Consider the following 1,709-nt stretch of genomic DNA (forward strand, 5'->3'; position numbering starts at 1 on the left):
TGCGAGGGCTGGTCGAGGGGGTGGGGGCGGCGGAGGCGGCCGGGTCGGTCGGGGAGTCGCGGTCGGCTGGGGCCGCGGAGTCGGCGGGGCCGGTCTCGTCGGCGGCGTCGGCCGGGTCGGTGTCGATGGTGAAGCGATAGTCGTTGGACTGGCCCACCCAATCGCCGTCGCCGTCGTGGCGCTGTACGACGGCCGCGTTGGCGGTGACCTCGTTCGGCACCGCGTCCGAGGTGACCGCGAGCCGGACCTTCACGGTGATCGTCTTGCGGGGGCCGACGGTGAAGCCGGGGAAGCCCTCGAAGGCGCCGACGAGTTCGTCCTCGTCGGTGGTCTCGAAGCGGACGGGGAGGGGACGCGCTTCGGCCGGGCTACCGGCATCGACCGGGCCTTCCGGGCGTTCCGGGCCGCCCTTCGGGGTCCCGTAGAACTCCAGGCGGGGCTGGGACGGCTTGAGGGCGCGTTTGCCGTCGACGAGGACGACGACGGGATGGATGCCGGCGCAGGTCCGGCCGGTGGTGTTGGTGAGGTCCAGGTACCAGGTGCCGAATCCGCCGCCGGCCGTGTAGGAGTCGGGGCCGCCGTGCAGACGGGTGGCGAGCGGGAAGGCGCCGTCGTCGGTGACGCAGCTGGGCAGCTCGACGGGAGGTTCCGCGCGCACCGGGGGCGCGGCGGCGAGAAGGGCGGCTGCTGCGAGGCAGAGGGAAGCGGGTGAGTGCAGTAGTCGCATGAACACATGACCATGCCGGGTGGGGGCGGGGATCGCGCGGTGCCATTCCGTACGGCATCGAAAGTCCGCTCGATCAGCGGACGCGCCACGTCGTTCAGTGCACGCGCCACGTCGTTCAGTGCGCGCGCCATGTCGTCCGGTACCCGCGCACCCCGATCGGCACGCGACCCGTCACCCGTCGGCGCGCCCGAACAGCGGCGCCAGCAGCAGTTGGGCGGCCCCTTCGGCGACCCCACGCTCACCGCCCGCGCCGCCACCAACGCCTCCCCCGGCTTCCCCGGCGGAGGCGACCCGGACCGGCACCGCGTCCTCGCCCGCGCGCCGGGCGCGTTCGTCGAGGACGGCGGCGACGCCCCGTACGAAGGTGTCCGGGGCGGCGGCGACCGTACGGCCGCCCAGCAGGACGAGGTCGACGTCGAGCAGCGCGACCAGGTTGCCGACGGCCGTACCGAGCACGCGGGCCGCCTCCGCCAGGTCGCCGCGCGCGACGGCGGCCAGGCACAGTGCCTCGACGCAGCCGCGGTTGCCGCACTCGCAGGGCGGGCCGTCCAGTTGGACGACCTGGTGCCCGAACTCCCCGGCGCCCGTACGGGCCCCCCGGTGCACCGCCCCGCCGAGCACGAGCCCTCCGCCGACCCCGGCGCCGAAGTGCAGATACGCGAAGGACGTGACGGACGCGGTCTGACCACCCACGGCGAGTCCGAGGGCGGCGGCGTTGGTGTCCTTGTCGACGACGACCGGCAGCGAGAGGCGCCGCGCGAGCACGTCCCGCAGCGGGAAGCCGTTCCACTCCGGGAACCCGGTGACCCGGTGCAGCACGCCGCGCCGGTGGTCGAGGGGCCCGGGCAGCGCGACACCGACACCGAGCACGGCACCCGGCACCCGAGGACCGCCAACGGCCACGCCGTCGGCCCCGGCCACTCCGGCCACCCCGTCGGCCCCGATCACTCCGGCCGCTTCACCCGCCCCGGCCGCCCTGGCT

General features: G+C 75.2%; 2 protein-coding genes. Both read right to left on the reverse strand.

The window, feature by feature from the left end:
* A partial coding sequence (locus tag L0P92_RS44235) for a hypothetical protein (RefSeq protein ID WP_234768781.1) occupies positions 1-727 on the reverse strand: 727 nt, incomplete at its 3' end.
* Positions 728-898: 171 nt separating this feature from the next.
* On the reverse strand, positions 899-1,709 hold an 811-nt coding region (locus L0P92_RS44240; protein WP_234768782.1), incomplete at its 5' end, for an ROK family protein.

Origin of the sequence: Streptomyces muensis (assembly GCF_021474425.1) — a bacterium.
Taxonomy (GTDB): Bacteria; Actinomycetota; Actinomycetes; order Streptomycetales; family Streptomycetaceae; genus Streptomyces; species Streptomyces muensis.